24 protein-coding genes, 5 tRNA genes and 1 pseudogene are annotated in these 26957 nt (G+C 71.6%); 20 read left to right on the top strand and 10 right to left on the bottom strand.

The features are described from left to right. Window positions 1-79: 79 nt before the first annotated feature. Window positions 80-631 (top strand): helix-turn-helix domain-containing protein, encoded by a 552-nt coding sequence (locus ABZ396_RS12715; RefSeq protein ID WP_358926161.1) that lies wholly within the window; start codon window positions 80-82, stop codon window positions 629-631. Beyond that, complete coding sequence (locus tag ABZ396_RS12710) at window positions 628-2151, top strand: MFS transporter (RefSeq protein WP_358926160.1); 1524 nt, start codon at window positions 628-630, stop codon at window positions 2149-2151. The genes ABZ396_RS12715 and ABZ396_RS12710 overlap by 4 nt, the downstream gene beginning before the upstream one ends. Before the next feature lie 10 nt (window positions 2152-2161). Here ABZ396_RS12710 and ABZ396_RS12705 read toward each other — a convergent pair whose 3' ends face one another. Both ABZ396_RS12705 and ABZ396_RS12700 read right to left on the bottom strand, forming a co-directional pair. Continuing rightward, window positions 2162-3796 (bottom strand): multicopper oxidase family protein, encoded by a 1635-nt coding sequence (locus ABZ396_RS12705; protein ID WP_358926159.1) that lies wholly within the window; start codon window positions 3794-3796, stop codon window positions 2162-2164. Window positions 3797-3958: 162 nt separating this feature from the next. Continuing rightward, the gene (locus tag ABZ396_RS12700; protein WP_358926158.1) at window positions 3959-4630 is read right to left on the bottom strand and encodes a lysophospholipid acyltransferase family protein; all 672 of its coding nucleotides are present in this window, start codon (window positions 4628-4630) and stop codon (window positions 3959-3961) included. 320 nt (window positions 4631-4950) lie between these two features. On the opposite strand from ABZ396_RS12700, the gene ABZ396_RS12695 reads away from it, so the two are divergent. The 3 genes from ABZ396_RS12695 to ABZ396_RS12685 all read left to right on the top strand — a co-directional run bounded on the left by ABZ396_RS12695 (window position 4951) and on the right by ABZ396_RS12685 (window position 7258). Continuing rightward, complete coding sequence (locus ABZ396_RS12695) at window positions 4951-6135, top strand: glycerophosphodiester phosphodiesterase (RefSeq protein ID WP_358926156.1); 1185 nt, start codon at window positions 4951-4953, stop codon at window positions 6133-6135. A gap of 74 nt (window positions 6136-6209) precedes the next feature. Next, window positions 6210-6716 carry a sigma-70 family RNA polymerase sigma factor gene (locus tag ABZ396_RS12690; protein WP_358926155.1) on the top strand — a complete coding sequence of 169 codons (507 nt, stop codon included), beginning with the start codon at window positions 6210-6212 and terminating at the stop codon, window positions 6714-6716. Between the two features lie 44 nt (window positions 6717-6760). Beyond that, window positions 6761-7258, top strand: a complete 498-nt coding sequence (locus ABZ396_RS12685; protein ID WP_358926153.1) for a GNAT family N-acetyltransferase — start codon at window positions 6761-6763, stop codon at window positions 7256-7258. A 114-nt stretch (window positions 7259-7372) separates the two neighbouring features. Here ABZ396_RS12685 and ABZ396_RS12680 read toward each other — a convergent pair whose 3' ends face one another. Both ABZ396_RS12680 and ABZ396_RS12675 read right to left on the bottom strand, forming a co-directional pair. Then, window positions 7373-7819, bottom strand: a complete 447-nt coding sequence (locus tag ABZ396_RS12680) for a hypothetical protein (protein ID WP_358926151.1) — start codon at window positions 7817-7819, stop codon at window positions 7373-7375. Then, window positions 7800-8159, bottom strand: a complete 360-nt coding sequence (locus ABZ396_RS12675; protein WP_351704326.1) for a hypothetical protein — start codon at window positions 8157-8159, stop codon at window positions 7800-7802. The genes ABZ396_RS12680 and ABZ396_RS12675 overlap by 20 nt, the downstream gene beginning before the upstream one ends. Window positions 8160-8228: 69 nt before the next feature. Between ABZ396_RS12675 and ABZ396_RS12670 the strand changes: the two genes are divergently transcribed. From ABZ396_RS12670 to ABZ396_RS12630, 9 genes are all read left to right on the top strand, one after another. Next, window positions 8229-8888, top strand: a complete 660-nt coding sequence (locus tag ABZ396_RS12670; protein WP_358926149.1) for an HAD family hydrolase — start codon at window positions 8229-8231, stop codon at window positions 8886-8888. A 317-nt stretch (window positions 8889-9205) separates the two neighbouring features. Beyond that, window positions 9206-10249, top strand: coding sequence for an ATP-binding cassette domain-containing protein (locus ABZ396_RS12665; protein ID WP_358926148.1), 1044 nt, complete (start codon window positions 9206-9208; stop codon window positions 10247-10249). A gap of 20 nt (window positions 10250-10269) precedes the next feature. Further along, window positions 10270-10980 carry a methionine ABC transporter permease gene (locus ABZ396_RS12660; protein WP_358926187.1) on the top strand — a complete coding sequence of 237 codons (711 nt, stop codon included), beginning with the start codon at window positions 10270-10272 and terminating at the stop codon, window positions 10978-10980. Between the two features lie 74 nt (window positions 10981-11054). Beyond that, the gene (locus ABZ396_RS12655; protein ID WP_358926146.1) at window positions 11055-11891 is read left to right on the top strand and encodes a MetQ/NlpA family ABC transporter substrate-binding protein; all 837 of its coding nucleotides are present in this window, start codon (window positions 11055-11057) and stop codon (window positions 11889-11891) included. Between the two features lie 141 nt (window positions 11892-12032). Then, window positions 12033-12662, top strand: a complete 630-nt coding sequence (locus ABZ396_RS12650) for a GNAT family N-acetyltransferase (RefSeq protein WP_358926144.1) — start codon at window positions 12033-12035, stop codon at window positions 12660-12662. Window positions 12663-12775: 113 nt separating this feature from the next. Next, window positions 12776-14002, top strand: coding sequence for a precorrin-6y C5,15-methyltransferase (decarboxylating) subunit CbiE (gene cbiE / locus ABZ396_RS12645; RefSeq protein WP_358926142.1), 1227 nt, complete (start codon window positions 12776-12778; stop codon window positions 14000-14002). 344 nt (window positions 14003-14346) lie between these two features. Next, a complete protein-coding gene (cobT, locus tag ABZ396_RS12640) occupies window positions 14347-18072 on the top strand; it encodes a nicotinate-nucleotide--dimethylbenzimidazole phosphoribosyltransferase (RefSeq protein WP_359184515.1) in 3726 nt (1241 codons plus the stop codon). A 181-nt stretch (window positions 18073-18253) separates the two neighbouring features. Continuing rightward, complete coding sequence (gene cobA / locus ABZ396_RS12635) at window positions 18254-19501, top strand: uroporphyrinogen-III C-methyltransferase (protein ID WP_358925794.1); 1248 nt, start codon at window positions 18254-18256, stop codon at window positions 19499-19501. A gap of 64 nt (window positions 19502-19565) precedes the next feature. Then, entirely contained in the window at window positions 19566-20384 is an 819-nt protein-coding gene (locus ABZ396_RS12630; RefSeq protein WP_358925792.1) for an RNA methyltransferase, read from the top strand. A gap of 10 nt (window positions 20385-20394) precedes the next feature. On the opposite strand, the gene ABZ396_RS12625 is transcribed toward ABZ396_RS12630, so the two are convergent. Further along, window positions 20395-21720: a protein kinase gene (locus ABZ396_RS12625; protein WP_358925797.1), complete on the bottom strand. Its 1326-nt coding sequence runs from the start codon at window positions 21718-21720 to the stop codon at window positions 20395-20397. A 196-nt stretch (window positions 21721-21916) separates the two neighbouring features. On the opposite strand from ABZ396_RS12625, the pseudogene ABZ396_RS12620 reads away from it, so the two are divergent. The 4 genes and pseudogenes from ABZ396_RS12620 (at window position 21917) to ABZ396_RS12605 (ending at window position 24301) form a co-directional block, all read left to right on the top strand. After that, window positions 21917-22225: pseudogene (locus tag ABZ396_RS12620) on the top strand (hypothetical protein). Window positions 22226-22431: 206 nt separating this feature from the next. Next, window positions 22432-22608, top strand: a complete 177-nt coding sequence (locus ABZ396_RS12615) for a hypothetical protein (protein WP_046726640.1) — start codon at window positions 22432-22434, stop codon at window positions 22606-22608. A gap of 335 nt (window positions 22609-22943) precedes the next feature. Further along, window positions 22944-23867, top strand: coding sequence for an aminoglycoside phosphotransferase family protein (locus tag ABZ396_RS12610; RefSeq protein ID WP_358925790.1), 924 nt, complete (start codon window positions 22944-22946; stop codon window positions 23865-23867). A 143-nt stretch (window positions 23868-24010) separates the two neighbouring features. After that, window positions 24011-24301 (top strand): zf-TFIIB domain-containing protein, encoded by a 291-nt coding sequence (locus ABZ396_RS12605; protein ID WP_358925788.1) that lies wholly within the window; start codon window positions 24011-24013, stop codon window positions 24299-24301. Window positions 24302-24394: 93 nt separating this feature from the next. Here ABZ396_RS12605 and ABZ396_RS12600 read toward each other — a convergent pair. From ABZ396_RS12600 to ABZ396_RS12580, 5 genes are all read right to left on the bottom strand, one after another. Further along, window positions 24395-24466, bottom strand: a tRNA-Val gene (locus ABZ396_RS12600). 34 nt (window positions 24467-24500) lie between these two features. Continuing rightward, window positions 24501-24572 (bottom strand) — tRNA-Val (locus ABZ396_RS12595). A gap of 41 nt (window positions 24573-24613) precedes the next feature. Further along, window positions 24614-24685 (bottom strand) — tRNA-Val (locus ABZ396_RS12590). 1 nt (window position 24686) lies between these two features. Continuing rightward, window positions 24687-24760, bottom strand: a tRNA-Cys gene (locus ABZ396_RS12585). 38 nt (window positions 24761-24798) lie between these two features. Then, window positions 24799-24871 (bottom strand) — tRNA-Gly (locus ABZ396_RS12580). Window positions 24872-25049: 178 nt separating this feature from the next. Between ABZ396_RS12580 and ABZ396_RS12575 the strand changes: the two genes are divergently transcribed. Together ABZ396_RS12575 and ABZ396_RS12570 are read left to right on the top strand one after the other, a co-directional pair. Then, entirely contained in the window at window positions 25050-26093 is a 1044-nt protein-coding gene (locus ABZ396_RS12575) for a chorismate-binding protein (RefSeq protein WP_358925786.1), read from the top strand. Continuing rightward, window positions 26090-26911, top strand: a complete 822-nt coding sequence (locus ABZ396_RS12570; protein WP_358925784.1) for an aminodeoxychorismate lyase — start codon at window positions 26090-26092, stop codon at window positions 26909-26911. The genes ABZ396_RS12575 and ABZ396_RS12570 overlap by 4 nt, the downstream gene beginning before the upstream one ends. The last annotated feature ends 46 nt before the right edge of the window (window positions 26912-26957 follow it).

Here is a 26957-nt window from a genome sequence, read left to right as displayed (position 1 = left end):
GACACCCCTGACCAGCCTCTCGTGAGTCACGCATGCCCAGCGTGAGACAAAGTTGTCTCATATGACCTACCCTTGTCTCATGGCCCTCGACCGTGAGCAGGTGCTGCGCAGCGCAGCCGCCCTGCTGACCCGTAAATCCACCGCGACCATGGACGAGGTCGCCAAGGCCGCCGGGATCAGCCGGGCCACCCTGCACCGGCACTTCGCCGGGCGGGACGCGCTCGTCCGCGCGCTGGAGGCGCTCGGCATCGAGGAGTGCGAGGCCGCCCTGGACGCGGCCCGCCTGGACGAGGGCCCGGCGGCCGACGCCGTCCACCGCCTGGTCCGGGAGATCGAACAGGCCGCCGGCCTGCTGGCCTTCCTCTACACCGAGAACCAGCTGTTCGAGGGCGAGCAGCAGAACCAGGGCTGGACCCGTATCGACGACCGCATCGCGGCCCTCTTCAGACGCGGCCAGCAGAGTGGCGAGTTCCGTATCGATCTCACGCCGGCCTGGCTCACCGAGGCGCTGTACGGCCTGCTGGCCTCCGGCGCCTGGGCGGTGACGGAGGGCAGGGTCGCCCCCAAGGACTTCACCCACATGATCGTCGGGCTGTTGCTCGGCGGCGCACGACGAAGAGAGGAATCATGACCAGCACCCTGCAGCCGGCCTTCGCGACGGAGGCGGACAAGCGCCCGGGCCGTTGGGCCGCGCTTACGGTGCTGGTGCTGGCCGTGCTCCTGGTGGCCGTCGACGCGACCGTCCTCGGACTCGCGACCCCCTACATCAGCGAAGACCTCGGGCCCTCCGGCACCCAGCTGCTCTGGATCGGTGACGTCTACTCGTTCGTCATCGCCGGCCTGCTGGTCTCCATGGGCAGCCTCGGCGACCGCATCGGCCGCAAGCGGATCCTGCTCGGCGGCGCGACGGCGTTCGGCGCGATATCCGCCCTGAACGCCTACGCGACCACCCCCGGGATGATGATCGCGGCCCGCGCCCTGCTGGGCGTCGCGGGCGCCACCCTGATGCCGGCCACCCTCGCCCTGATCCGCAACCTCTTCCACGACCCGCGCGAACGCAGCCTCGCCGTCGGCATCTGGGGTGCCACCGCCTCCGCCGGTACGGCCGTCGGCCCGATCGCGGGCGGCTTCCTGCTCGAACACTTCTGGTGGGGCTCGGTCTTCCTCATCAACCTGCCGGTGATGGTGGTCCTGGTCCTCGTCGGCGTCAGGACGCTCCCCGAGTCCCGCAACCCCGACCCCGGCCCCTGGGACCTGATCAGCGTCGTCCTGTCGCTGATCGGCATGATCGCGGTCGTGTACGCGGTCAAGGAGGCCGCGACCCACGGCCTCACCGCGGTCACCGCGGCCGCCGCCCTGCTCGGCACCACGGCCCTCTACGGCTTCGTCCGCCGCCAACTCACCATGCCCAAGCCCCTGCTGGACATACGGCTGTTCCGTCGGCGCGGCTTCAGCGGGGCGGTCCTCGCCGACCTGCTGACCGTGCTCGGCATGTCGGGCCTGGTGTTCTTCCTCTCCCAGTACCTGCAACTGGTCCAGGGCAGGCACCCGTTCGAGGCGGGCCTGGCCGAACTCCCCGCCGCCGTGGGCGCGGTGGCGGCAGGCCTGGTGGCCGGCCGGGCGGCCCGCCGCTCCTCGGTACGGGCGGTGGTCTCCGGCGGCCTGGCGGCCGTCGGTGTGGCCCTCGCGGCCCTGACCACGTTCTCGCAGTCCACCGGCTACCCGATCCTCGGCGCCGCCCTCCTGGTGGTCGGCGTCGGCGCGGGCTTCTCCTTCACGGTGACGGCGGACGTCATCCTCTCCAGCGTCCCCAAGGACCAGGCCGGCGCCGCCTCGGCGGTCTCCGAGACGGCGTACGAACTGGGCGCGGCCCTGGGCATCGCCCTGCTCGGCTCGATCGTGATGGGCGTCTACCGCGGCTTCCCGGCCCCGGCGGGCACCCCGGCCGGCGCCCACGAATCCCTGGGCGCGGCGGTGCAGGCATCGACGGCCATGCCGCCCCGCACGGCGACCGTGATGCTGACGGCGGCACGGGACTCCTTCGTCCACGGTCTGCACCTGGCGTCGGGCGCGGGCGCCGTGGTCCTCCTGGCGACGGCGCTGGTGGCCTGGTTCCTGCTGAAGGGGCAGAAGCCGGAAGGCGCCGCGTAGGCATAGCGCCTCACTTCTTGTAACCGAGCACCGTCATCATCCCGCTCTCCGAGTGGTACTGGTTGTGACAGTGCAGCATCCACAACCCGGGATTGTCGGCGTCGAAGTCGAGCACCAGCTTGCGGTGCGGCAGCACGATCGTCGTGTCCTTCCGGGCACCCGCCGAGTCCAGCCCGGTGACCGAGAACGTGTGCCCGTGCAGATGCATCGGATGCCACATGTCGGTCGCGTTGATGAGCGTCATCCGCACCCGCTCACCGGCCCGCACCGCATGCCGCTGCCGCACGTCGTACGGCTTGTGGTCGAACCCCCAGTCGTACTTCTGCATCGTGCCCGTGATCCTGATCCGCAGGTCGCGGTCGGGCACCCGGTCGTCCATGGCGACGGAGTCGGCCGGCAGCAGACGGCGCGCCGGCACGATCTCGCCGTCCAGCTCGCTCGGGTAGACATCCGGCGCCGGAAGATTTCTTCCTTTGTCGGTGCGGAGGATCGCGAGTGCCTTGCCCTTCTTGCCCTCGGCGAGTGCGACGAGCGGGAAGACACCGTCCTTGGCTGTGACGAGGACGTCGTACCGCTCAGCCATGCCGATGAGCAGCGCGTCGGTGTTCCTGTGCTGCACGGGGTAGCCGTCGGTGTGGGTGACGGTCATGGCGTGGCCGCCGAGCGCGACCCGGAAGGCCGTCTCGGAACCCGCGTTGATGAGGCGGATCCGGACGCGGTCGCCGGGGCGGCATCGGAAGACGGAGGGGTCGGTGAGCAGGCGCCCGTTGGCCAGGTAGTGGGGATAGGCGACGTTGCCGCCCTCACCGTGGAGCATGCGGCTGTGGGAGTCGCGCAGCACCCGGTCGGGGCCCAGCCGCTTCCCGGACCTGGACGGTGCCGCGGAGGCGCTCGCCGACCCGCGCGGGCTCGCGCTGCCGTGGCCGGGGCCCATCCCCATCCCCATCCCCATCCCCATGGAGCCGCCCGGCTTGAGCTGGTCGAGCACCTTGTTGGGGGTGGAGCCCCCGATGCCGTCGACCCAGTCGTCCAGGACGACGATCCACTCCTTGTCGTAGGCGAGGGGCTCCTTCGGGTCGTCGACGATGAACGGCGCGTACAGGGCACGGTCGGGCTGCATGTCGACGTGCGAATGGAACAGATAGGTGCCCGGGTGGGGGGCGACGAAGCGGTAGACGAAGTCCGTCCCCGGCGCGATGCCGGGCTGGGTCAGGTCCGGGACGCCGTCCATGTCGCAGCGCAGCCGCACCCCGTGGGCGTGCAGTGTGGTCTTCTCGGTCAGCCGGTTGCTGAGGGTCAGGCTCAGGACCTCACCGGCGGTGACGCGGACCAGCGGACCCGGCACCGACTCGTTGTACGCCCAGCTGTGCACCGACCGCCCGCCCAGGTCCAGCATGCTCTCGGCGGCCGTGAACGTGACCATGCGGACGGGGCCGGAGCCACGCTTCCGCTCGGCCGCGAGCACCTCTGGATCCGACGGGTTGACAAACCCCTTGGGCCCCTGCGGGACGAATGCCGCGGTACCGGCCGTGTGTTGCGGGCCGGAGCGGGACTGGGGTCCGGAGTCGGAACAGGCGGCCAGGAGCCCTGCGCCTGCGGCAGCGAACGGAGCACGGAGCAGGGTACGCCGAGAAGGTTTCTGCATGTCTGAATAAGACATGCTGTGTGCTCATATGGCCGGTAAATGCAAAGGAATGGCCGAAGTGTCGGGCCAGATTCCACCGCCAGGCGGACGTGGACGGATGTCAGGCGGATGGCAGACAGACGGGCACGGACCCCCGGTCCGTGCCCGTCCGCCGAAAGGGTGTCAGGCGGCCTTCGCCTTGGTGGCGTACATGTCCACGTACTCCTGCCCGGACAGCCGCATCACCTCGGCCATCACCGAGTCCGTCACGGCCCGCAGCACATAGCGGTCCCGGTCCATCCCCTCGTACCGGGAGAACTCCATGGCCTCGCCGAACCGGACGGTGACCTTGCCGGGCCGCGGGATGCCCGCGCCGCCCGGCTGCAGCTTGTCCGTGCCGATCATCGCGAAGGGGACCACCGGCGCGCCGGTCATCAGCGTCAGCCGAGCGATGCCGGTACGGCCCCGGTACAGCCGGCCGTCGGGGGAGCGGGTGCCCTCCGGGTAGATCCCGAAGATCTTGCCCTCGTCCAGGATCCGCTTGCCGGTCATCAGTGCGGCGACACCGCCGCCGGCGCCGTCCCGGTCCACCGGGATCAAGCCGACGCCGGTGAAGAACCAGGCCATCAGCCGGCCCTTGAAGCCCTTCCCGGTGACGTATTCGTCCTTGCCGATGAAGAACACCTGCCGCCTGGTCACCAGGGGCAGCACGACCGAGTCGATGAAGGTGAGGTGGTTGCCGGCGAGGATGACCGGACCGTCCCCCGGGATGTGCTCCACGCCCTCCACCTGGGGGCGGAACATCAGGCGCATGATCGGTCCGAGCACTGCCTTGATGAGCGCGAAGCGGGACAACGCGTCCTCCGATGCCGAGGGTCGGTATGAGTCTGTGCAGGTGAGGACATTACTCGCGGCTCCCGGGCAAGCGCACATCGGGTACGGCCGGTTCACCGAGGTCTTACGCACTGTTGACGCTGCTTTACCTGCGGCGCCGCCCAGGAGACAGCTCGCGCCGAGGCCCCGACGATGTGACGGAAGTCGCCGACGGGCCGTCATGACTCGCCGTCCATCAGCCATACGGCGTCATCCGACCGTTGGGTCGGCGGTCTCCCGTCGGTCACGTCCGCGGTCCTACGATCAGCCGGCATCGAAGGGCGAAGGTCAGGAGAGCGCTCATGGACACGAACGACTCGAACGAGCGGACGCAGGTGAACGGTACGACCGGACGGCGGGCACTGCTCGGTGCCGCGGTCCTCGGCGCCGGCGGAGCGGTCCTCGGACTGCCCGGCGCCGCCAGAGCGGCCGAGGCCAAGCAGGCCGGTCACGGCAACGGCGGCCTGAAGAGCCTGCCCAAGCCGACGGTCATCGGCCACCGCGGCGCCAGCGGCTACCGCCCGGAGCACACCTTCGGGTCCTACAACCTGGCCCTCGACCTCGGCGCCGACATCGTCGAGGCCGGCGACCTGGTCCCCACCAAGGACGGCCACCTGGTCTGCCGCCACGAGCCGGAGATCGGCGGCACCACGGACGTCGCCGACCACAAGGAGTTCGCCGACCGCAAGACCACCAAGGTCCTCGACGGCGTCCCCACCACCGGCTGGTTCACCGAGGACTTCACGCTCGCCGAGCTGAAGACGCTGCGCGCGATCGAGCGCATCCCGGCCAACCGCCCGCACAACACGCTCTACAACGGCCGCTGGGAGATCCCCACCTTCGAGGAAGTCCTCAAGTGGCAGGACGAGCAGACCCGCAAGCGCGGCAAGCAGGTCTGGATCTACCCCGAGACCAAGCACCCCACCTACTTCCGCAAGCTGGGCCTCGGTCTTGAGGAGCGGGTCGCCAAGCTGCTGCGCAAGTACGGCAAGGACAAGCGGAACTCGCCGGTCATCCTGCAGTCCTTCGAGCCGACCAGCATCCAGCGCCTGAACACCCTGGTCGACAACCCGCTGGTCGTGCTGCTCTCCGCGGCGAGCACCCAGCCCTACGACTTCGTCGCGACCGGCGACCCGCGCACCGTCGCCGACCTGATCACGCCGAAGGGCCTCCGGGAGATCGCCGGCTACGCGCAGGGCATCGGCCCGACCCTCGACCTGGTCATCCCGAAGGACGCCAACGGCGACTTCACCAAGCCGAGCACGCTGGTCACGGACGCGCACAAGGTGGGCCTGATCCTGCACCCCTACACCATGCGCAACGAGAACCCGTTCCTGCCGCCGGCCTACCGCAAGGGCAGCGACGCGGACGCCTACGGCGACGTCTTCCCCGTCTTCCAGACCTACTTCGAGACCGGCATCGACGGCGTCTTCTCGGACAACGCCGACACCGCGATCCTGGCCCGCGACGCCTTCGTCAACGGCTGAGCCCCCGCACCCCGTTCGGGGTGTCTCCCGGCCGCCCCGGCAACCCGCCCCGGGGCGGCCGCGTCGTTCCGCACATGACGCACGACCTGGTTGCCACTCTGGGCCCCCTGCTGACCGCGGAGGCCTCGGCCGAGGCATATGCCTCCGGGAGCGATGCAGCCGATCTGGAACAGACCGTCTGGCTCCTCCTCCTGGAGCGGCTGGAGACCCACGGCCCGCCACGGGCCCCCGAGGACTGGCTGCGCAGAGCCGTCCGCGCCGAGTCCCGCCGCACCCGCCGTACGACACGTCATGAACGCCCCTACGGCACCGAACCCACCGACCACACCGCCCCCACGCCCGAACAGCGCGCCCTCGACACCGCCCACCACCGCGCCCTGCGCGAGGCGGTGGCCCGCCTCCCCGGCCGCTGCCCCCGCCTCCTTGAGGCCCTGTTCTCCCCGAAGGACCTGACATACCGGGAGATCGCGGGGGAGTTGGGTATCTCACAGGGCAGCCTGGGGCCGGAACGTTCCAGATGTCTGGGATGTCTGCGCCGATTGTTGACGCCGGAGGTTGCGTCCCGCGAAGCGCGGGGATAGGAGTGAGAACGACAGGCGATCAGGTGAGCGGGAGGCGTGCGCACATGGGCATGAGCGTGACCATCTCGGTGGCGACCGAGCAGGACGCAGAGCAGATCTTCAGGCTCCAGTACCTGTGCTTCCAGAGCGAGGCGGCGCTGTACGGCAACTACCGCATCGACCCGCTCGTCCAGAGCCTCGACTCGGTCCGCCAGGAGCTCTCCTCCGACTGCGTCTTCGTCGCCCGCCTCGGCGAGGAGGTCGTCGGCTCGGTCCGCGGCTCGGTCATCGAGGACGGCGCGGCCGCCATCGGCAAGCTCTGCGTGCACCCCCGCCTCCAGGGCCACGGCATCGGCGCGAGGCTGCTGCGCGCGGCGGAGGCGGCCCTGGAAGGAGAACGCGGAGCCAAGAAGTTCCGCCTGTTCACCGGCCACCGCAGCGAGGGCAACCTCCGCCTGTACCGCCGGGTCGGCTACGAAACGGTAGGCACATCGGAAGGCCAGGACGGAGTACTGATGATCGTCCTGGAAAAGCCGGCCGGCACTTATGCAACGACGGCCTGACCTTTCAGCGCCCTGAACTGAAGCGCCCCGAAAGGCGCGCGGGGTGTGTTTGATTTGCGGCTGCCGCCGCGTGGGCGCGACAAGCCACGACGCACCGGCTGCCGCACCCGCTCCTCAGGCCGTTCCCCGCTGGGCGCCCTTGCGCAACCAGTACAGGGCGGAAAGCGGCAGCAGCACGGGAATGAACACGTACCCCATGCCGAAGTCCGACCACACGGTCGCATCGGGGAAAGCTGACGGATCGACCGACGTCCACGTGCCGACCGTCAGCACCCCCACCAACTCCGCCGCACAACACACCACGGCGACCCTGCGCGCAGCTTCGCCGCCCCGCACCAGCGTGTACGTGATGAATCCGTACACCACACCCGCGACCGCCGACAGCGAGTACGCCAGCGGCGCCCGGCCGAACTCGGTGGCGATCTGGTACGCGGACCGCGACACCGCCCCGACGACCATCACGCCGTAGAACCAGACAAGCAGCGTGCCCGGCCCGCTGGTGAGCCGCTTCGGCTTCTCTTCCCGTTCCGCGACGGTCATCTCACCCTCCCCAGATGTCATAGAGCCGCACCTCCAGCACGGCCAGCACCACACCGCCCGCGGCGACCGTCACGGAACCCCACCGGGTCCGCTCGGCGAGCGACATGAACCCCGCGGCCGGGACGCACGCGAACGCCCCCAGCAGATACGCCACGAAGATCGTCGTCCCCTGGTCCGGTTTCTCGCCCCGCGCCAGCAGCACGATCCCTGCCACCAGCTGGATCACCGCCAGCACCGTCACCACGGCCATCCCGATGAAGTGCCAGTCCTTCGTCGGCTGATCCCGGTACGCGGCCCAGCCGCACCACGCGGCCAGCAGCAGCGCGGCGACTCCGGTCACCAGCAGCAGGGCATTGAGCATGCGGTGACCTTATTACGGCGGAAACAGCCCGGCGCCGTCGCCCCTGCCGTACGCCGTAGGGTCTGGACCATGACGTTCCAGACGATCCACGCGCAAGCGCTGCTCTTCGACAACGACGGCACCCTGGTCTCCTCCCTCGACTCCGTGGACCGCTGCTGGACCCGCTGGGCCGCCGAGTACGGAATCACCCCCGAGGCCTTCGCCCGCGTCGAACTGCACGGCCGCCCCGCCGCCGAGATCGTCGCCGACCTGCTCCCCGCCCACCTCGTCCCGGAGGCCGTCGCCCGGGTCGAGCAGCTGGAGGTGGAGGACGTCCCCCACGGCGGCGTCCGGCTGCTCCCCGGCACCGCCGCCCTCCTCGACTCCCTCCCCGCCGACCGCTGGGCCGTCGTCACCTCCGCCACCCGCCGTCTGGCCGAGGCCCGCCTGGACGCGGTCGGGATACGCCCGAAGACGCTGATAGCCGCCGACGACATCACCCGTGGCAAGCCGGACCCCGAGCCCTATCTCCTCGCCGCCCGCCGGCTGGGCGTCGACCCCGCCCGGTGTGTGGTCTTCGAGGACGCCCCGGCCGGGCTCCAAGCGGGCCGCGCCGCCGGGATGACCACCGTGGCGTTGGCCACAACCCACCGGGCGCACGAGCTGGACGCGGATCTCGTGGTGCACGATCTCTCGGCCCTGTCGGCGCTGGTCACGGACCACGTCGTGGCGATCTCGGCGCGCGGCTGACGGACGTCCGCCGCTGTCCAGCATGCGGACAGCGGCGGTCTGTCAGGACCGTACGTCTGGTTTACTGATCGCATGACCACGACGAGCGACCGCACCCCTGCGACCGAGGCGACCATGACGCCCGGTGCTCGTTGTATGTGTCGAATGTGCGCCTTCTGAGGGCCCCCGCACCACCCAGAGAGCCTCGCGCCCCGAAGCGAGCCGCCGCGGCCTGTCCGTACGCCGTGAGCCGTATGTGACCCGGCTGCCCCGCGCACACTTTCCCTCCCGTACCAGGGCACACCCACGCCCGCGTACTCAACAGTGATGGAATCCCAGTGATCACGACAACGGGCCTGACAAAGATCTATCGGTCCCACCGCTCCCACGGCCGCGAGGTCACCGCCCTCGACGGTGTCGATCTGCACGTCCGCGAGGGCGAGGTGTACGGCGTCATCGGCCAGTCCGGCGCCGGCAAGTCATCGCTCATCCGCTGCGTCAACCTCCTTGAGCGTCCCACCGCGGGCACCGTGACGGTCGACGGCCAGGACCTCACCGCCCTCGCCGGACGCGGCCCCCGGGCCGGCAAGGAGCTGCGGCAGGCCCGCAGCCGTATCGGCATGGTCTTCCAGCACTTCAACCTGCTCTCCTCCCGCACCGTCCAGGACAACGTCGAGCTACCGCTCGAAATCCTCGGCACGTCGGGGAAGGAACGTTCCCGCAAGGCGCTGGAGCTGCTCGACCTCGTCGGCCTCGCCGACAAGGCGAAGGCCTACCCGGCCCAGCTCTCCGGCGGTCAGAAGCAGCGCGTCGGCATCGCCCGCGCACTCGCCGGCGACCCCAAGGTGCTGCTCTCCGACGAGGCCACCAGCGCCCTCGACCCGGAGACCACCCGCTCCATCCTCCAACTGCTGCGCGACCTGAACCGGCAGCTGGGCCTGACAGTCCTGCTCATCACGCACGAGATGGACGTGGTGAAGTCGATCTGCGACTCGGCCGCCCTCATGGAGAAGGGGCGCATCGTCGAGTCCGGGACCGTCAGCGAGCTGCTCGGCAGCCCCGGGTCGGAGCTGGCCGCTGCGCTGTTCCCGGTCGGCGGCGAGGCCTCCGGCGACGACCGCACCGTCCTCGACGTCACCTTCCACGGCGAGGCCGCCACCCAGCCGGTCATCTCCCAGCTCTCCCGCACCTACAACATCGACATATCGATCCTCGGCGCCGCCATCGACACCGTCGGCGGCCTCCAGATCGGCCGGATGCGCATCGAACTGCCCGGCCGCTACGAGGACAACGTGGTGCCCGTCGGCTTCCTGCGCGAACAGGGCCTGCAGATCGACGTACTGGGCCAGGAGCCCGCGCCCGTGAAGGAAGGTGCCAAGTGACCTGGACTGACTGGTCTGCGATGCAGCCGCTGCTGTCCCAGGCGTGTTGGGACACGCTCTACATGGTCGGCTGGTCCACGCTGATCGCCGTCGTCGGCGGACTCCCGCTCGGCGTCCTGCTCGTCCTGACCGACCGCGGCGGACTGCTGCAGAACGTGCTGGCCAACAAGGTCATCGGGCAGATAGTGAACGTCGCCCGGTCGATGCCGTTCATCATCCTCATGGTCGCGCTGATGAACTTCACCCGCTCCATCACGGGGACGACCATCGGCCGCGAGGCCGCCATCGTGCCGCTGGCGATCGGTGCGATTCCCTTCTTCGCGCGCCTGGTCGAGACGGCTGTCCGCGAAGTGGACGGCGGGCTGGTCGAGGCCGTGCAGTCGATGGGCGGCAACACCTGGACCGTCGTACGGAAGGTCCTGGTACCGGAGTCCCTGCCCTCGCTCATCTCCTCCACCACGACCACGATCGTCGCGCTCATCGGCTACTCGGCCATGGCCGGCACGGTCGGCGCCGGCGGCCTCGGCGACATCGCCATCCGCTACGGCTACCAGCGCTTCGAGACCGAGCTGATGTGGATCACTGTGGCGATCCTCGCCGTCGTCATCTCCGCCATCCAGTTCGCCGGCGACTACGCGGCCCGCTCCCTGCACCGCCGCGGCGGCCAGTCCGGCCCGGCGCCGAAGCTGCGGCTGCTGAAGACCTCCACGGCCACCAGCAAGACCGTCTGAGCCCCGGCACCCTCTCAGAATTCCCCGCACCACCCATCGCGGGGGCGCTCCACCCTTAAGGAAAGGCACTTTTCGTGCGTAACACCGCCAAGCTCACCACCGCCGTCCTCGCCGCCGGAGCCCTCACCTTCGGGCTCACCGCCTGCGGCTCGGGCACGGACTCCGCCTCCGGCTCCTCCGACTACAGCGGACCGCTGGTCGTCGCCGCGAGCCCGACCCCGCACGCCGAGATCCTGAACTACGTCAAGGACCACCTGGCGAAGAAGGCCGGACTCGACCTGCAGGTCAAGGAGTTCCAGGACTACATCGTGCCGAACACGGCGACCGAGGACGGCTCGGTGGGCGCCAACTACTTCCAGAACCAGCCCTACCTCGACGACTTCAACAAGAAGCGGGGCACCCACGTCGTGCCCGTGGTCACGGTGCACCTGGAGCCGCTCGGCCTCTACTCCCACAAGGTCAAGAGCGCCGACGCGCTGAAGAGCGGTGCGACCGTCGCCGTCCCGAACGACGCCGTGAACGAGGCGCGCGCCCTCAAGCTGCTCGCCGCCAACGGACTCATCACCCTCAAGGACGGCGCCGGCAGCGAGGCGACCCCGCAGGACATCGCCAAGAACCCCAGGAACCTCCAGTTCAAGGAGGTCGAGGCGGCCCAGACCGCGCGCTCCCTGGACGACGTGGACGCCGCGGTGATCAACGGCAACTACGCCATCTCGGCCGGCATCAAGCCCGCCAAGGACGCCCTCGTCCTGGAGTCCGCGAAGAACAGCCCGTACGGCAACTTCCTCGCGGTGAAGAAGGGCAACGAGAAGGACCCGCGGGTGAAGAAGCTCGCCAAGCTCCTCACGTCGCCCGAGGTCAAGAAGTTCATCGAGGACAAGTACCAGGGGTCGGTCGTCCCGTCCTTCTGACGGCACGTATACGGCGTATCGCCACGCACGGGGTCCACTCGCTCACCGCGGGTGGACCCCGTCGTGCGGTTCAGTGGTTTCATGCTGCATGCTGGGCAGTTCGCAGGCCCTGAAGGATTTCCGAAGGTTACGGAGTGGCGCATGACTAGCACCTTCCCCAACATCTCCATCAGCACGGAGCGGTTGGTGCTGCGTCCCCTCGACGAGGACGACGTGCCCGCCCTGGCCGAGATGATGACCGACGAGCAGGTCGCGGCCTGGACCGACGTGCCCCAGCCCTTCACCGAGGAAGCGACCCGGCACTGGATCACCGAGTACGCCCCCTCCGAGCGCACCGAGGGCCAGGGCCTCGACCTCGCGGTCACCGAGTTCCTCACCCAGCGCCTGGTCGGCGTCATCCAGCTCACCAAGACCAACTGGCACATCCGGTCGACCGAGTTGTCGTACATCATCGCCCCCTGGGCCCGCGGCGAGGGCTATGCCTCAGAGGCCGCGCTCGCCACCGCCCACTGGCTCTTCGGCGACCAGAAGTTCGAACGTATCGAGATCCGCACCGCCGCCGCCAACACGGCCTCCCAGCAGGTGGCCCAGAAGATCGGCTGTATCAGCGAGGGCGTGCTGCGCAACGCCTGTATAGTCCACGTCCGCACCGAGGACGGCACCTGGGCGGACGTGCGCACCGACTTCATCGTGTGGAGCCTGCTCCCGGAGGACCTGGAAGGCGCGGGCGAGGAACTCGCCGAAAGCGGTGGCTTCGCCTCCTGGAACTGACGCCGACGGGAGGCGCCCCGCCGCGCGTCGGACAACTCCACCAGGTACTCTCACGGAGCCCGCCCACGGGCCCGGACTCTGACGACCTGCGAAATCCCTGGAGACTGACGACGATGGCCGACCGGGTCACGGTGATCGGCTGGGACGGCTCGCCCCTGAACGCCGCGGCACGCGGCGCGCTCGGCGCCGCCACGCTCGTCGCGGGCGCGGCCCACCATCTGGCCCTCCCCGAGGTACCGCACGGTGCCGAACGCATCCGCCTCGGCAGCGTCGCCCTCGCCGCCCGCCGCATCGCCGGCCACCGCGGCACCGCGGTGGTGCTCGCCGACGGCGACCCCGGCTTCTTCGGTGTCGTACGGACGCTGCGCGCGCCCGAGTTCGGCCTGGAGGTCGAGGTGGTCCCCGCCGTCTCCTCGGTGGCCGCCGCCTTCGCCCGCGCCGGCATGCCCTGGGACGACGCCCAGGTGGTCGTCGCACACCGGCGCACCCTGCGACGCGCGGTGAATGTGTGCCGCGCCCACACCAAGGTCGCCGTCCTCACCTCACCCGGCGCCGGCCCCGCCGAACTCGGCCTGCTGATGGAGGGCGTCCACCGCACCTTCGTCATCTGCGAGGAACTCGGCACCGACCGCGAGCAGGTCAGCGTCGTCACCTCCGACAAGGCCGCCGACCACACCTGGCGCGACCCCAACGTCGTCATCGTCATCGGCGGCCCGGCCGGACCGGTGGCGACGGGCGAGGGCACCGGCTGGATCGCCGGCCGTGACCCGGCGGCCGGTCCGCGCGGCTGGGTGCAGCCCGACGCGGAGTACGGCGACGGAGCCCCGCTCGGCGAAGGGGAAACGGATCTGCTCCGGGCCGCCCAACTCGCCCGGCTGGGGCCCCGGGTGGGGGACCTCGTCTGGGACATCGGCTGCGGCAGCGGCGCGTTCGCCACCGAGGCCGCGCGCGCCGGAGCCGCCGTCATCGCCGTCGACCGGGACCTCGCGGCCTGCGTCCGCAGCGAGGCGGCCGCCCGCAAGTTCGGGGTCCAGCTCCACATCGTGCACGGCAGCGCGCCCCATGTACTGGAGAACCTGCCCGAGCCCGATGTCGTCCGGGTCGGCGGCGGGGGAGCCGCCGTGGTCACCGCGGTCGCCGACCGCCGCCCGCAGCGCATCGTCACCCATGCCGCCACCCGCGACGCTGCCGAACTCATCGGGCGCGACCTGACCGAGCACGGATATCAGGTCGAGTGCGCCCTCCTGCAGTCCGTCGAACTCGACACCAGGGCCTGGACGGAGACCGAGCGGAACGTCGCGTTCCTGCTCAGCGGAGTTCTTCCTGGGCGCGCCCCGTGATCCTGTTGTCATACTGCGCGCGGTAGGCTGGCCGATCGCTGCACCGCACCGGTGGCCCGGAAATTCGTTCGTCAATATCCGGAAAACGCGCTCCTTTTGGGGCAGGTGTGGTACGGCAGAACCGGGGACGCGCAACGTGGCGCAGTCCACAGCGGGCTGTCGCGGATCACGCTGTCGCGACGGTCGAACGGCCGGGACAATGCCACTGAATGGCTTTGTCGCCTTTTCCGGCGGGTCGTTCGTGCCGCTGGGCACGCACGCTCGTTCTTCACTGCGGGGCGGTCGGTGCGCCGTCCCGGGTGAGCTGGTCGTAGAAGGCACTAACCGATGGGCGAGGGGTACGCATGACGGACACCGGCCAGGTCCCGGGCGAGGGACTGCCGGAGAGCGCAGGCATGGTGGAACAGCCTGGCGTTCCCGCGCACGGGGCGTACACCTACCTCTCCGAGTCGCCCGCCGAGGACGAAGATCTGCTGCTGCCCGGCGCCCAGGGCGCCTGGGGCAACGAGGTGCCGCCGCCGGCTCCGGAACCGGTCGTCGAGACCGTCCACGAGCCCGGCCCGCACGAGACGGACGGCCGGGACAGCGGCTCGGTCGACCTCACCGCCGTCCGGCTGCCCAATTCGGTACCGGGGTCCCCAATCCTCTCCGTGCCCCACGACCCCACGGCCGCCCCGGCCCCGCGCCGCCCGCTGCACCTCGGTCCGCCGATCCCCGACACCTCCGCCAGCCCGGTCCGCTCCCTCGCCGACCGCGGCCCGGCCGGCGCGCCGGCCCGGCAGCCGGGCCCGGCGACCGCCGGGCCCGAGTACCTCGACGCCGAGCCGCTGGGCGAGGCCGCGCCCCAGCCCGCCGCGCCCCAGCCCGCCGCGCCCCAGCCCGCCGCGCCCTGGGGCGCGCCGCAGGCAGTCCCGCAGACGGCAGTCCCGCAGGCCGTTGCAGTGGCACAGGTAGCCGCGCAGGCACCGGCTGCCGAAACGGTTGTTCCGGCACCGGAGCCGGTCGCTCCCGCGGCTGTTGCGGCTCCCGCGGCTCCCGTGGCTTTCGCCCACGGGTCCGCAGGGGCCCAGCAGTTCCAGACCCCCGATCCGTCCGGCGCCGCCCAGGTGGCCGACGCCCGGCTCACCACGGAGACCGCGGTCGCGGGCGCCGCGGACGTCGCGGCAGAGCAGCAGGCGCCGGCGGCCCTCGGGCTGCCGCCCGAGGCCGCGTACGACCCGGAGGGCGCGGCCCAGCCGGTCGACGGGGGTGTTCCGCTGCACCTGGCCGAGCCGGTGGCGCCGCAGGTCGCCGAAGCTCCGGAAGATGCTCAGGGCCCCGTGATGGGTGCGGTGCCGGAGGCCGCGGAGGTTCCGCAGGTCACGCCGGGTCCGGAGGTTCCGCAGGTGCCTCAGGTTCCGGAGGGGCAGGACACGGTGCGGACGCCCGGCGCCGGGGCGGCTCCTGGTGCGGGTGCCGAGCCTGAGGCTGTGCCCGTGGTGGAGACGGCCGTTCCGGAACCGGCCGCCCAAGCGGTGGTGACCGAGCCGGTGCGACCCGTGCCGCCGGTCGTGCCGGAGCCGCAGGTCGTGGAACCGGTCGTACCCGAGCAGGTCGCGGAGACCGTCGCGCCCGAGCCCGGTCCGGCGCCGGACGCCCTCGCACCCGAGCCAGTTCCTGCCCCGGAAGCCCTCCTGACCGAGGCCGGTCAGCCGGTGGTCACCGCGCCGCCCGTCCCGGTGCAGCCCGAGGAGGCCGTCGTCGAGGCGCCCGCCCCGGCAGCCCCCGCCGCCGTCGCCGAGGCCCCGCGGCCGCCGGAGCCGCTCGCCCCCGCCGCCACGGAGGACGAGCAGCCCACGCCGCCCGCCCCGGACGCCGTAGCGCCGGAGGCTCCGGCCGAGTTCCCCGCAGCGGCTGTCGTCCCGCCGACGGAGACCGCCGCCCCTGAGCCGCGGCTTGCCCAGCCTCTCGCCGGCCCCCAGACCCAGGGCACCCCGCCCACCCCCGTGGCCCCCCCCGAGGAAACGCCGGCGCCCCAGGAGTTCCCGGCCGCGGCGGACCCGATGGAGGCGATGCCGGGCCGGCCGCCCCTCGGCGAGTTCGTCGCCGTCGACGGCCAGGTGCCGACCACCCCGCACCTCGCCCCGACCCCGCCGCATCCGCTGATCCTTCCCACCCAGGACCAGGGCGAGGCGGTGCCGGAGCAGGCGGCGACCGTGCCCGCGCCCCGCGAGGCCGAGCCCGGTCCCCTGGCGGAGCCCCACCCTGATGTCGCACAGCAAGCGGAGGACCTGGAGACCAGGGCCGCCGACCAGGAAGAGAGCACGGCCCCCGTGGCAGAAGCCCGTCAGACCGCCGGGCCGGCCGCGCCCGCCTACGACGACGCCGAACGCGAGGCCGTCCTCAAGGTCATGCGCGAACGCCGTGACATCCGCAACGGCTTCCGCGGCGACCCCATCCCGCACGAGGTGCTGCTGCGCGTCCTGGAGGCCGCCCACACCGCGCCCTCCGTCGGCCACTCCCAGCCGTGGGACTTCGTCGTCATCCGGTCCGCCGACACCCGGCGAGGCATGCACGAACTCGCCATGCGCCAGCGCGACGCCTACGCCAAGTCCCTCCCCAAGGGCCGCGCGAAGCAGTTCAAGGAACTGAAGATCGAGGCCATCCTCGACACCCCCGTGAACATCGTCGTCACCGCCGACCCGACGCGCGGCGGCCGGCACACCCTCGGCCGGCACACCCAGCCGCAGATGGCGCCGTACTCCGCGGCCCTCGCCGTCGAGAACCTCTGGCTCGCCGCCCGCGCCGAAGGCCTCGGCGTCGGCTGGGTCAGCTTCTTCGACGAGCGCGAGATGGTCCGCGCCCTCGGTCTGCCCGAGCACCTGGAGGTCATCGCCTACCTGTGCGTGGGGTACGTCGACGAGTTCCCGGACGAGCCCGAGCTGATGCAGGCCGGCTGGTCCAAGCGGCGCCCGCTGTCCTGGGTGGTGCACGAGGAGACGTACGGCCGTCGCGCCCTGCCCGGCGAGGACCCGCACGACCTGCTCGCCGAGACCGTGGCCGGGATCCGCCCGCTGGACGCCAAGGCGCTCGGCGAGGCCTGGGAGCGGCAGAAGCGGATGACCAAGCCGCCGGGCGCGCTCGGCATGCTGGAGATCATCTCCGCCCAGCTGTCCGGCCTGTCCCGGCAGTGCCCGCCGCCGATCCCGGAGCCCGCGGCCGTCGCGATCTTCGCCGGCGACCACGGGGTGCACGCCCAGGGCGTCACCCCCTGGCCCCAGGAGGTCACCGCCCAGATGGTGGCCAACTTCCTCGGCGGGGGAGCGGTCTGCAACGCGTTCGCGTCCCAGGTGGGCGCCGAGGTGTGCGTGGTGGACGTCGGCGTCGCCTCCGAGCTCCCGGCCACGCCCGGTCTGCTGCCCCGCAAGGTGCGCGCGGGCACCTCCGACATGACGACCGGCCCGGCCATGACCCGCGACGAGGCCAAACAGGCCATCGAGGTGGGCATCGAGACCGCCCGCGACCTGGTGGCGGCCGGCAACAAGGCCCTGCTCACGGGCGAGATGGGCATCGCCAACACCACGGCGTCCGCCGCACTCATCTCCGTCTACACCGGGGCCGACCCCGCCGAGGTCACCGGCCGCGGCACCGGCATCAACGACGAGACCCTCGCCCGCAAGACCGAGGTCGTCCGCCGTGCCCTTGAGCTCCATCAGCCGGACCCGGCCGACCCGATCGGCGTCCTGGCCGCGGTCGGCGGTTTCGAACACGCGGCGCTGGTGGGCCTGTTGCTGGGCGGAGCGTCCCTGCGCACGCCGGTGGTCCTGGACGGCGTCAGCGCGGGCGCGGCGGCGCTCGTGGCCCGCGCGATCGCCCCTGAGGTCCTGGCCGCGTGCATCGCGGGTCACCGCAGCGCGGAGCCGGGCCACGTGGCGGCCCTGAACAAGCTGGGCCTGCGCCCGCTGGTCGACCTGGACCTGCGTCTGGGCGAGGGCACGGGCGCGTTGCTGGCGCTTCCGCTGGTGCAGAGCACGGCGAGGGCCATGCATGAGGTGGCTACGTTCGATTCGGCGGGCGTCACGGAGAAGTAGGGGATGGCGGTTCCGGGTCCTGATCAACGCGCTGGTGGTTGTGCGGAACGGGTCGGCACAACCACCCACCGCCGTGCACCCCGCTGCACCGCCCAGCCACCCGGGCCGCCCAAGCTCCTGGCACCGTAAAATCTGCACGTCAGGGCTATCGCACCGCCGCCTGAAGAGGAGCCGCACCCTCATGGCCGAACACCCCGCCTACCCCGTAGGCCTCCGCCTCACCGGCCGCAGGGTCGTCGTCCTCGGTGGCGGCCAGGTAGCCCAGCGCCGCCTGCCCGCGCTCATCGCGGCAGGCGCCGTCGTCACCCTCGTATCCCCCGAGGCGACCCCCTCCGTGGAGGCCATGGCGGACGCGGGCGAGATCACCTGGGCGAAGCGCCCCTACCAGGACGGCGATCTCACCGAGGCCTGGTACGCCCTGATCGCCACCAGCGACGCCGAGGCCAACACCGCCGCCTCCGCCGAGGCCGAGCGCCACCGCGTCTGGTGCGTCCGTTCCGACGACGCCGACCAGGCCACCGCCTGGACCCCGGCCACCGGCCACAGCGAGGGCGTCACGGTCGCCGTGCTCACCACCGACGCGCGGGGCCGCGACCCCCGCCACACCGCCGCCATCCGGGACGCGGTCGTGGAAGGCCTACGCGACGGCACCCTCGTCGCTCCGCACCACCGCACCCGCACCCCCGGCGTCGCCCTGGTCGGCGGCGGCCCCGGCGACCCCGACCTGATCACGGTGCGCGGCCGCCGTCTGCTCGCCGAGGCCGACGTGGTGATCGCCGACCGCCTCGGCCCCCGTGACCTGCTCGCCGAACTCCCGCCACATGTCGAGGTGATCGACGCGGCGAAGATCCCGTACGGCCGCTACATGGCCCAGGAGGCCATCAACAACGCCCTGATCGAGCACGCCAAGCAGGGCAGGTCGGTCGTCCGGCTCAAGGGCGGCGACCCCTACGTCTTCGGCCGGGGCATGGAGGAGGTCCAAGCGCTCGCCGAGGCCGGGATCCCCTGCACGGTCGTGCCCGGCATCTCCAGCTCCATCTCCGTGCCGAGCGCGGCCGGTATCCCCGTCACGCACCGGGGCGTAGCGCATGAGTTCACCGTGGTCAGCGGTCACGTCGCGCCGGACGACGAGCGGTCGCTCGCCGACTGGCCGTCCCTCGCGAAGCTCACCGGGACTCTGGTGATCCTGATGGGCGTCGACAAGATCGGGCAGATCGCCCAGACCCTGGTGGCCCACGGCAAGTCCCCGGACACCCCGGTCGCCCTGGTCCAGGAGGGCACGACGGCCGCCCAGCGCAGGGTCGACGCGACCCTCGCCACGGTGGCGGAGGTCGTCCGCGCGGAGGAAGTGAAGCCCCCGGCGGTCATCGTCATCGGCGAGGTCGTGAACGTCGGCCCCCACCCGTCGGCCGGAGAGACCCCGGCGTAACCCCGGGTAACACAACTCGTTCCAGCCCGTTGGCACCACATCCAGGACAAGGCAGTATCACCCTGTGGCCGATCTCATCACCGTTGAGGATCCCGACGACCCACGCCTGCGCGACTACACGGGCCTGACCGACGTCGAGTTGCGCCGCAAGCGCGAACCGGCCGAGGGCCTGTTCATCGCCGAGGGCGAGAAGGTCATCCGCAGGGCGAAGGACGCCGGCTACGAGATGCGTTCCATGCTGCTGTCCGCCAAGTGGGTCGACGTCATGCGCGATGTCATCGACGAACTCCCGGCCCCCGTCTACGCGGTGAGCCCCGAGCTCGCCGAGAAGGTCACCGGCTACCACGTGCACCGCGGCGCGCTCGCCTCGATGCAGCGCAAGCCACTGCCGACGGCGACCGAACTGCTGCGCACCACCCGCCGGGTCGTCGTCATGGAGTCGGTCAACGACCACACCAACATCGGCGCGATCTTCCGCTCCGCCGCCGCCCTCGGCATGGACGCCGTCCTCCTCTCCCCGGACTGCGCCGACCCGCTCTACCGGCGGAGCGTGAAGGTCTCGATGGGCGCGGTCTTCTCCGTGCCGTACGCCCGTCTGGACACCTGGCCCAAGGGGCTCGACACGGTCCGCGAGGCCGGGTTCACGCTGCTCGCGCTCACCCCGGACGAGAAGGCCCGCAGCCTCGACGAGGCCGCCCCGCACCGGATGGACAGGGTCGCCCTGATGCTCGGCGCGGAGGGCGACGGCCTCTCCACCCAGGCCCTGGTCGCCGCCGACGAATGGGTCCGTATCCCGATGTCCCACGGCGTCGACTCCCTCAACGTCGGCGCGGCGGCCGCGGTCGCCTTCTACGCGGTGACCACCGGCCGCCCGGAGGCGTAGGAACTCCTGCCTACTCCCTGAGAGCCACCGACATCGCCGGTACGACACCACGGGGCACGCCCAACCCGTTCGCCGGGCCGGAACAGCCCTGAGCCAGCGCGATCCCCAGCGCCACCAGCAGGGTCACCACGACGAACACGAACAGCCGCTGGCGCAGCAGACGGGGGTTGGCCGGGCGCCGTCCGGTGCCCGTGGGGCGCGGTGCCGGACGCCCCGTACCACTGCGTGGCGCGGGCCGGTTCCCGTTGGCGTTCCCAGGCCGGGTGCCGTTGCCGCGCGGCGCGGGCGTGGGCGTGGGGCGCGCGACACCCGGCCGGGACGGCCCACTTCCGTTCGCTCGTGGACCGCTGCCGCCGCGCGAGGGCGCGTTGCCCCGCACCGGCGTGCCCGCCGAGGACTGCGGCCGCCGCTGGGTGCGCTGCGGCTCCGGGTAGCTCTCGGTCAGTCGCCCGGTGGGCCGGTCCGCCTCCGCGGCACGCGGCGCCGGCGGCCGTACGTCGGGCAGACCCTGCGCCTCACGCGCGGCGATCTCCTTCAGCCGGAGCGACAGCTGCAACGTGCTCGGGCGGTCCTCCGGGTCCTTTGCCAGACAGGCCCGCACCAGCGGTGCCAGCGCGTCTGGCACCCCGTACAGCTGTGGCGCCTCGTGGACGACCCGGTAGAGCATCACCTCGGAACTGCCCTGCCCGAAGGGCGAGTCGCCGGTCGACGCGTACGCCAGGGTCGCGCCGAGCGAGAACACGTCCGTGGCCGGGGTGACGGCCGCCCCGCGCACCTGCTCGGGGGCGAGAAACCCGGGGGAGCCCACCGCCGTACCGACGTGGGTGAGCGTGGAGGCCCCGGTGGCCCAGGCGATGCCGAAGTCGATGATCCGCGGCCCCTTCGGGGACAGCAGGATGTTGGACGGCTTGAGATCCCGGTGGACGACACCGGCCTCGTGCACGGCGACCAGGCCCTCGGAGAGCGCCGCCCCGACCGCCGCCGCCTCCGCGGCGCCCAGCGGGCCCTCGTCGGCGACCTTGTCGTGCAGCGAGGGGCCGGGCACGTACTGGGTCGCGAACCAGGGCCGCTCGGCATCCAGATCCGCGGCGACCAGCCGTGCCGTGCAGCCACCCCTGATCCGCCGGGCCGCCGAGACCTCACGGGCGAAACGGGACCGGAACTCCTGGTCCTCCGCCAGATCGGGCCGGATCACCTTCAGCGCGACCCGCTGCCCCTTCTTGTCGGAGCCGAGATAGACCACGCCCATCCCGCCGGCGCCGAGCCTTCGGTGAAGCCTGAACGAGCCGACGACACGCGGGTCCTCGCGCCTCAGGCGCATCATCGCCATGTTCATCCCCGCTGCCCGGTCCGTCTGACGTGGCACAGCTTACGTTTCCACGGCCGCCCGCGCGCAGAGGCCGCGCCCTCTCGGCCGGATGGATTGTCAGTGCCGGGCGCGGGACTTGAGGAGTGGTCAGGAAGGCGCCGGTATTGGCGCCGTTGACTACCTGTCTGCTCCAACAAGCCGTCACGGGAGGGGGATTGGTGCTGTGAAGGGTGAACGAGCGGAGATGGTCGTCGACGCCGGCGACACGACTCGTACGCAGGAGGTGGTGGCGGGCAGGGCGGGCCGCCGGGTGGAGACGGCGGTACGACGAGGTGTGGTGGAAGTGAGCGAAGTCACGCGGTGGGGGTCCCCCCAGGCCCTCTAGGCAGTGGGGGAGGCACTGTCGTCCGTACGGCCCGCTGCATTGGCGACCCGGGCCCTGGCCCTCGTCGAGCAACCGGTGCCCCGCGAGGACAGCTCGGGAAAACCGGGAAGGACCGGGCACCCCCTCCGGGTAGACCCTGAGGCGTAGGACGAGGTCTAGGACCTGTCTCCACCCAGGGGAGTAGACCGCAGGTCATGGCTCATCCTCTCGGAGGCCCGCGATTCGGTACGAGGGCATGACGTCCGCGAGGTGTCCCGCGCCTAGATTTGAGGTCAAGCGGCGGGTGCAGCACTCGTCCCCCGAGGTCAGACACCCGCCGCTGCCAAGACAACTGAACGGTCAGGAGAGGGACCATGGCTCTTACGGCACAGCGGACACACACCACCCGTCCCCGCCGACAGGGCCGCCGCCACCCCTTGGTGGCGACGTTGATGGCCCTTCCCCTGGCGGCCCTGCTCCTGCTCGTCTTCGACGGCTGGGAGACGGTGGCCACACAGGCGTCGTCCGTGGGAGTGATGCTGGGGCGCTGAGCGGCGACCCCAGGCCCGGAAGAGCGGTCCGGGCGGGGACATCCACCCATGAAACCCCGTGGGGACGGGGGTGCGGCGGACGGCAAAAATGCCGGCGCAGCTGGGGAGCTGCGCCGGCATTGCTTTCTTACGGCGGGCATACGACCGACTTGCGGCTGCGGGGCGACTCAGCTGCGGGCAGTCGTGCCGCTGGGGCGGCACGGGTGGGCGCAGCGGCACCCCGCCGGCGCGGGTGAGCGTGACGCGGTACCCCGGCGCCACCCCGTCCCGCTGTGAATCCCGCCCCACAGCACCGCCGTACGCTCATCGCAGCGACCGCACACCCCGGGGGACCCTTGACGACCGCAGACGTAATACCGCAGCTGACCGCCAAGGTCAGAGCCGCCGCCCATCCGGACGCGGCCCACTGCCACTGCGGCGCCACCACCACCCTCGCCCACCGCCCGGACACCACGGTCCTCCGCCACGCGGAAACCGTCGCCAAGGCCCACGCTCCCGGCACCGACCCCACCGCCCTCGCCCTCCGCCTGGCCGCCGCCGCCCACCTCCCCGACGTCTTCCTCCCCCCGCTCACGCCCGCCCCGGCCGTCGTGCTCGGCACCCGCCCGGTCACCCTCTGGCCGTACGGCCGTCCCGTGGACCCCGACGCACCGCACGACGCCCCCTGGGAAGCCGCCGCCACCCTCCTCGCCCGACTGCACCTCACCCCGCCCACCCCCGCCACACCCCCGATGCGCGGCCCCGCCAAGGCCGCCCACGCGATGGTCCGCCTCCGTGAGGCGCTGGCCACCCCGGCGGCGCACCCCGCCGCCCTGCCCGTCCTGCGCGCCTGGGCCACCCTGCCGGCCTGGGCCCGCGCCGAGGCCCCGATGCCCGGCACCGGCACCCTCTGCCACGGCGATCTGCACCTCGGCCAGTTGGTCCGGCACCCGGCGCCGGACGGCCCGTGGCGGCTCATCGACGTCGACGACCTCGGCGTCGGCGTCCCGGCCTGGGACCTCGCCCGCCCCGCCGCCTGGTACGCCTGCGGCCTCCTCCCGCCCGACGACTGGACCCGCTTCCTCACCGCCTACCGCGCGGCCGGCGGCCCGGCTGTACCGGAGGACGGCGACCCCTGGGCCGCCCTGGACGTCCCGGCCCGCGCCCTCACCGTCCAGACCGCCGCCCGCTACCTCGCGAAGGCGGTCGCGGCGGACCGTCCCCTGGACGAGGTCGAGCAGTCCTTGATCGACGCTTGCGCCCGTATGGCCCCGGAATAACCCCCGTGCCGCTTCCGAGCGGCCTCGTTCCCCGCCCGGTTGGCCCCCGATTTCCCGAAGTAGGGTGCAACCGACCGGCGTCGGACGGAGTCTGTCCTGGGAGAACGCGAAGCAGTTTTGACCGGCGAGGAGTTGAGCCGACCATGCAGTGTCCGAAGTGTCATGCGCCGATGCACACCTACAACCGCAGCGGCGTCCAGATCGAGCAGTGCAGCGGCTGCCGGGGCATCTTCCTCGACTACGGCGAGCTGGAGGCGCTGACCCAGATGGAGGCCCAGTGGGCGAAGCCCGTCCCGCCGGCCCCGCAGGCGTACCCGGCGCCGCCCGCACCGGCCTGGGGCGCCCCGCAGCACGGCGGTCACCACGGCGGCCATGGGCACCACGGCGGTCACCACGGCCAGAAGAGCTGGGCCCACATGCTCTTCTCCAGCTGAGCAGGGTGCGCCCGGCACCTTCGCCGGGCGCACGCGCAGGTCATGGCGCACGAAAGAAGCCCCGGCCGTCTCGACGGCCGGGGCTTTGCTGTGTGGACGATACTGGGATTGAACCAGTGACCTCTTCCGTGTCAGGGAAGCGCTCTCCCGCTGAGCTAATCGTCCTCGGCACCGCGATCCGAAGATCGCGAGCACTGCGTGCGCGATACTGGGATTGAACCAGTGACCTCTTCCGTGTCAGGGAAGCGCTCTCCCGCTGAGCTAATCGCGCGGGTCAGATCCTCGATCCCTCGATGGGCGACGAAGATCCAGTGGACGATACTGGGATTGAACCAGTGACCTCTTCCGTGTCAGGGAAGCGCTCTCCCGCTGAGCTAATCGTCCGTGGAGGTGGAGACGGGATTTGAACCCGTGTAGACGGCTTTGCAGGCCGTTGCCTCGCCTCTCGGCCACTCCACCAGGAGTGTAGGGGATCGGGAAGACCCCTGGTTCCTGCGAGCGGACGACGAGGCTCGAACTCGCGACCTCAACCTTGGCAAGGTTGCGCTCTACCAACTGAGCTACGTCCGCCTGTCGTTTCGGTCCGCTCTCGCGGCCCGGCGACGTGTTGAACTCTAGCGGATTCCCGGGCCAGCACAAAAACGCGTTTACGCAGCGTGCTGCGCCGGACCCGGCGGACGACGTGGTCAGAGCCCCCTTGACGACATGCCCGGGTCACCCCCATGACACCCGCCCTAGACTCGACGACGTGCTCCACCGTCCTCCTCTCGCCCGCTTCGGTGGCCGTCTCGCCACCGGCCTCCTCGATGTCACCAGCGATCCCGCGGCCCTCGACTCCACCGGGTTCTGGGCCGTCTGCGCGGACTTCGAGGGCCGGCTGACCTGCGCCCGCTTCGGCGACGTACGGGAGGAACCGGTGCCCGCGCCGGTGCCCGGTCAGTGGCGGGGCCCTGCCGTCGGTGACTGGAGGTCGTCCCTCGATCGCGCCGCGTACACGGCGGCCGTGGAGCGGATCCGTACGCACATAGCGGCCGGCGAGGTGTATCAGGCCAACCTCTGCCGCGTGCTGTCCGCGCCGGCCGCGCCGGAGGCCGACGTGGACGCCCTGACCGCGCTGCTGGCCCGAGGCAACCCGGCGCCCTACGCCGGAACGATTCGGCTGCCGGAGCACGGCGTGGAGACAGCCACCGCCTCGCCCGAGCTGTTCCTGCGCCGGGCGGGACGGATCGTGGAGAGCGGGCCCATCAAGGGCACCGGTCGCACCGAGGCGGACCTCCTGGAGAAGGACTACGCCGAGAACGTGATGATCGTGGACCTGGTCCGCAACGACATCGGGCGGGTCTGCGCCACCGGCACGGTGACCGTGCCCGACCTGTGCGCCGTCGAGAAGCATCCCGGGCTCGTGCATCTCGTCTCCACGGTCCGGGGCGAACTGCGCCTGGGGGCCGGCTGGGCCGAGCTGCTCGCCGCGGCCTTCCCGCCCGGGTCGGTCACCGGCGCGCCCAAGTCGAGCGCGCTGCGGATCATCGAGGACCTGGAGACCGCCCCGCGCGGCCCGTACTGCGGCGGCATCGGCTGGGTGGACGCGGACCGGGGCGTCGGCGAGCTGGCCGTGGGCATCCGTACCTTCTGGATCGACCGGGCCGAGGGCGTGCTGCGGTTCGGTACCGGCGCCGGAATCACCTGGGGTTCCGACCCCGAGGGTGAATGGCGGGAGACCGAGCTGAAGGCCGCCCGGCTGCTCGCGGTAGCGTCGGGTACGTACGAAGTGAACGAAGGAGGTCTCGGGTGACGATCTGGCTGGACGGCGAACTGCAGGACATCGAGTCCGCGCGTGTCTCCGTGTTCGACCACGGGCTGACCGTGGGGGACGGCATCTTCGAGACGGTGAAGGCGACCGACGGCAAGCCGTTCGCGCTCACCCGCCATCTCGACCGGCTGACCCGCTCGGCCCGGGGCCTCGGCCTGCCCGACCCCGACCACGACGAGGTGCGCCGGGCGTGCGAGGCGGTGCTGGCGGCCAACCCGATGCCGCTGGGCCGGCTGCGCATCACCTACACCGGCGGCCACGGCCCGCTCGGCTCGGACCGCGGTGACCGCGGACCCACCCTCGTGGTCGCCCTCGGGGAGGCCGGCCGGCGCGCCGACTCCACCGCCGTCATCACGGTCCCCTGGACCCGTAACGAGCGCGGCGCGCTCACCGGCCTGAAGACCACCTCGTACGCCGAGAACGTCGTGGCCCTGGCCCGCGCCCACCAACACGGCGCCTCCGAGGCCCTGTTCGCCAACACCGTCGGACAGCTCTGTGAGGGCACCGGCTCCAATGTCTTCGTCGTCCTCGACGGCGAGATCCACACTCCGCCGGTCCCCTCCGGCTGCCTGGCCGGCATCACCCGCGCCCTGACCGTGGAGTGGACCGGCGCCAAGGAGACCGACCTGCCCCTGGACGTCCTGGGGCGGGCCGACGAGATCTTCCTCACCTCCACGCTGCGCGACGTCCAGGCCGTGCACCGGGTCGACGACCGCGAACTCCCCGGCGCCCCCGGCCCGGTGACCGCCAAGGCGATGCGGATCTTCGACGAGCGGTCGGGGGCGGACCTCGACCCGTAAGAGCCCTCTAAAACGGGCTGACGTGGTCGTCCGCGGCGGGTAGAAC

Origin of the sequence: Streptomyces sp. NPDC005866, assembly GCF_040629895.1 — a bacterium.
GTDB lineage: Bacteria > Actinomycetota > Actinomycetes > Streptomycetales > Streptomycetaceae > Streptomyces.
Note: the sequence above shows the minus strand (reverse complement) of the source record. Positions and strands in the feature narration are given on the sequence as shown.